The sequence below is a fragment of the Mesorhizobium sp. M5C.F.Ca.IN.020.32.2.1 genome, assembly GCF_004023105.1.
GTDB lineage: Bacteria > Pseudomonadota > Alphaproteobacteria > Rhizobiales > Rhizobiaceae > Mesorhizobium > Mesorhizobium wenxiniae.
The window spans coordinates 1-4,015 of record NZ_RZSX01000612.1; the positions used below are offsets into that span (position 1 = coordinate 1).

The window sequence follows — 4,015 nt, forward strand, 5'->3', positions numbered from 1 at the left end:
ATATCAGGTTGGTCAAGCCGGTTCGCATCGAGAACGGTGCCTCCTGGGCGGAGTTCAGGCCCTATGACGGCACGCGCTTCGAAATCGAGATCGATTTCGAAAGCCCTGCGATCGGCCGTCAGCTCTTCGCATCCGACATGAATGCCGATATTTTCCGCCGCGATATCGCGCGGGCCCGCACCTTTGGTTTCATGAAGGACGTCGAGCGGCTGTGGGCAGCCGGCTATGCGCTCGGCTCCTCGCTGGAAAACTCCCTGGTGATCGGCGACGACAACCGCGTGATCAACATGGGAGGCCTGCGCTATCCCAACGAGTTCGTGCGCCACAAGACGATGGACGCCATGGGCGATCTGGCGCTGGCCGGCGCCCGGTTCATTGGCTGCTTCCGCTCCTATCGCGGCGGCCACAGGCTGAATGCGGCAGCGCTGCGCCGCCTTTTGTCGGACCGTTCGGCGTTCGAGATCGTCGAGACGACACGCCGCGAGCGCGGTCGTACCGCCGAGATGAGCGCCGTCTATGCACCTGTCTACGCACCCTGGATGATCTGATTCTTAACGTTTTTCGGGTTTTATGGCCGCCGGCCTGTGTTGCATGAATGCACCATTGGCCGGCGAAATCACGCAAGTGTGCGGGCTGCGCCAGGCTGCCACAAAAATGTGCGATTGGCCGGAGATAGCGTTGCCGGGCACGGCGATTGTGGTTATGCCTGCTGCCGACGACTGAAATGACGCCGAAAGGGCGGAATCCAATCATGTTCTTCAAGCGAATTGGTCAATCGAAAGCGCCGCATCGGGCTGTTTTCCTGGCGCTTTCGGTGGTTGTTCCATCGCTGTTCCTGTCGGCCTGCATGTCGTCCGAGAAGGATATCGACCTTTCGACCTATGTCGAGCAGACCGAGCCGGCCGACGTTCTCTACAATCAGGGCCTCGCCAATCTGAATGCCGGGCGCCTGCAGGAGGCGAGCCGCAAATTCAGTGCGGTCGACCGCCAGCATCCCTATTCCGAATACGCCCGCAAATCGATGGTGATGGGCGCCTTTGCCGACTATCGCCAGGGCAACTATACCGAGGCGATCGGTTCGGCCAAGCGCTATCTCACGCTCTATCCGTCGACCGACGACGCGGCCTATGCCCAGTACATCATCGGGCTCAGCTACTACCGGCAAATCAGGGATGTCACCCAGGACCAGAAGGAAGCGCGTCAGACCGTGCAGACGATGCAGGATCTGGTGACGCGCTGGCCCGATTCCGAATATGTCGACGACGCCAAGGAAAAGATCCGCTTCGCCAACGACCAGCTCGCCGGCAAGGAGATGCAGATCGGCCGCTACTATCTCGAGCGCCGTGAATACATCGCCGCCGTCAAGCGGTTCCGGGTCGTGGTGGAGACCTATTCCAACACGCGCCATGTCGAGGAAGCGCTCGCGCGCCTTACCGAAACCTATTATGCGATGGGGCTGACATCGGAAGCGCAGACTGCCGCGGCTGTGCTCGGCACCAACTATCCCGACAGCGTGTGGTACAAGGATTCCTACAAGCTCCTGCAGACTGGTGGGCTCGAGCCGCGCGAGAATGCGGGCTCGTGGATCGCCAAGGCCGGGAAGCTGATCACCGGCGCCTGAGCGGCGCGTCACCATGCTTTCCAGACTGTCGATCCGCGATATCGTTCTGATCGAGAAGCTGGACATCGACTTCTCGTCCGGTCTTTCGGTGCTGACCGGCGAAACCGGCGCCGGAAAATCCATCCTGCTCGACGCGCTGTCGCTGGCGCTTGGCGCCCGCGGTGACGCCTCGCTGGTGCGGCATGGCGCGGCACAGGGCCATGTCATCGCCGTGTTCGACGTGCCGCGCAACCATCCTGCCCGCATGCTGCTTGCCGATAACGCTATCGAGGACGATGGCGACATCATTCTGCGCCGCGTGCAGACGGCGGATGGCCGTACTCGCGTCTTCGTCAACGACCAGCCTTCCAGCGTGACACTTATGCGCGACGTCGGTCACGCGCTGGTTGAGATCCACGGCCAGCATGACGAGCGTGCCCTGGTCGATCCCGGCGCCCATCGCGAATTGCTGGACAGCTTCGGCGGTCATCTCGGCCCTGTGCGAGCGACCGGCGAGGCATGGCGGCACTGGCGGGCGTGCGAGCAGGAATTTTCGCGACATCGCGCCAAGGTGGAAGCGGCGGCCCGCGAGGCCGACTATCTGCGCGCTGCGGTCGCCGAATTGACGAAGCTCGACCCCCAGCCCGGCGAGGAAGCCGACCTTGCCGAACTGCGTGCCTCGATGATGCGCGCGGAAAAGATCGCCTCGGAAATCCATGACGCGCAAGATGTGCTCTCGGGCCCGTCCTCGCCCTTGCCGCAACTCGCCAGCCTGTTGCGGCGACTGCAGCGCAAGGTGACCGAGGCACCCGGCCTGCTCGAAGACGTGGTCAAATCGCTTGATGAGGCGATGCTGTCGCTCGACGCGGCACAGTCGGGGGTGGAAGCGGCACTTCGCGCCACCGAATACGATCCGCGGCGGCTGGAACAGGCCGAGGAGCGGCTGTTTTCGCTGCGCGCCGCCTCACGCAAGCACAGTGTGGCGGTGGACGATCTGGCGCAATTGCGAGACACGATGGCCGCCGATCTCGCCGATCTCGACGCCGGCGAGCAGCGCCTGCACGGGCTGGAGAAGCAAGCTGCCGCCGCGCGCGAGACCTACGACATTTCGGCGGCACAGCTTTCGTCGCTTCGCCATGCGGCGGCGATCGGCTTGACCAAGGCGGTGATGGCCGAACTGCCGGCACTGAAGCTCGAACGGGCAGCCTTCATCGTCGAGATGGCAAGTGAGGCCGAGAGCCGCATGGAAGACGGCATCGATCAGGTCGAGTTCTGGGTGCGCACCAATCCCGGCACAAGACCGGGCCCGATGATGAAGGTCGCCTCCGGTGGCGAACTTTCTCGGTTCCTGCTGGCGCTGAAGGTGGCGCTGGCCGACCGCGGCTCGGCGCCGACCTTGGTCTTCGATGAAATCGACACCGGCGTTGGCGGCGCGGTGGCGGACGCCATCGGCCAAAGGCTGGCGCGGCTGTCGAAGCGCGTGCAGGTGCTTTCGGTTACGCACGCGCCGCAAGTGGCGGCACGCGCGGCGACGCATTTCCTGATCTCCAAATCGGGCGGGGCCGATCGTGTCGCCACCGGCATTGCCGAGATGGACCGGGCGGAGCGCCAGGAAGAGATCGCGCGGATGCTTGCCGGGGCGACCATCACCGATGAGGCGCGTGCGGCTGCCGAGCGTCTGCTGCGGGAGAACACCGCAGCATAGCAAGTTCATGCTCGGCGTTGTGGATCGAGTCAGGATGTGGCTCCATCCCGCTGTTCAGGAATGATTTTCTCGTCCCGGTCTCTCCCTCATGGGAGAATCCTGTTCTATTGTGTCGCGCCACCGGGAAGGGAGCAATGCATGGCCGAAAAACCAGTTGATTCGCTCAGCGAAAGCGAGGCCGCAAGCGAGCTAAAGCGGCTGGCGGCGGAGATCGCCGAGCACGACCGGCGCTACCACACCGAGGACGCACCTGTTATAACGGACGCGGAGTATGACGCGCTAACGCAGCGCAACCTCGCCATCGAACAGCGCTTCCCGGCTTTGGTGCTAGAGGATTCGCCATCGCGCCGAGTGGGCGCGCCACCGGCGGAAGGCTTTGCCAAGGTGCGCCATGCGGTGCCGATGCTCAGTCTTGCCAAGGCCTATACCGACCAGGATGTCGCCGACTTCATCGAACGCGGCCGGCGTTTCTTTAACCGCGACAAGGATCTGGACATTGCGTTCACGGCTGAGCCGAAGATCGACGGGCTATCGGCTTCGCTGCGTTATGAAGGCGGCGTGTTCGTGCAGGGAGCAACGCGCGGTGACGGCGCCGTCGGGGAGGACATTACCGCCAATCTCAGGACAATCGCCGACTTCCCCAAGCACCTGAAAGGCTCGGGCTGGCCTGATGTGATCGAGATACGGGGTGAGGTCTATATGACCTATGC

At 63.3% G+C, this 4,015-nt stretch carries 4 protein-coding genes and 1 pseudogene; all 5 read left to right on the top strand.

Annotated features, from left to right (window positions below):
- Positions 1 to 548: UDP-3-O-acyl-N-acetylglucosamine deacetylase (locus EOA86_RS25395; protein WP_206630129.1), on the top strand; the 548-nt coding region annotated here is incomplete at its 5' end.
- Between the two features lie 22 nt (positions 549 to 570).
- Positions 571 to 723 (top strand): hypothetical protein, encoded by a 153-nt coding sequence (locus EOA86_RS39585; RefSeq protein WP_206630130.1) that lies wholly within the window; start codon positions 571 to 573, stop codon positions 721 to 723.
- A gap of 28 nt (positions 724 to 751) precedes the next feature.
- Positions 752 to 1,621, top strand: a complete 870-nt coding sequence (locus EOA86_RS25400; RefSeq protein WP_127208103.1) for an outer membrane protein assembly factor BamD — start codon at positions 752 to 754, stop codon at positions 1,619 to 1,621.
- 13 nt (positions 1,622 to 1,634) lie between these two features.
- Positions 1,635 to 3,305 carry a DNA repair protein RecN gene (gene recN / locus EOA86_RS25405; protein WP_128344196.1) on the top strand — a complete coding sequence of 557 codons (1,671 nt, stop codon included), beginning with the start codon at positions 1,635 to 1,637 and terminating at the stop codon, positions 3,303 to 3,305.
- A 138-nt stretch (positions 3,306 to 3,443) separates the two neighbouring features.
- Positions 3,444 to 4,015, top strand: a pseudogene (locus tag EOA86_RS25410) (NAD-dependent DNA ligase LigA); the annotation flags it as partial.

Bases quoted from the DNA above. Each gene is read 5' to 3' on its own strand.
- EOA86_RS39585 (WP_206630130.1), top strand. From the start codon at position 571: ATGGCCGCCGGCCTGTGTTGCATGAATGCACCATTGGCCGGCGAAATC.
- EOA86_RS25400 (WP_127208103.1), top strand. From the start codon at position 752: ATGTTCTTCAAGCGAATTGGTCAATCGAAAGCGCCGCATCGGGCTGTT.
- recN (WP_128344196.1), top strand. From the start codon at position 1,635: ATGCTTTCCAGACTGTCGATCCGCGATATCGTTCTGATCGAGAAGCTG.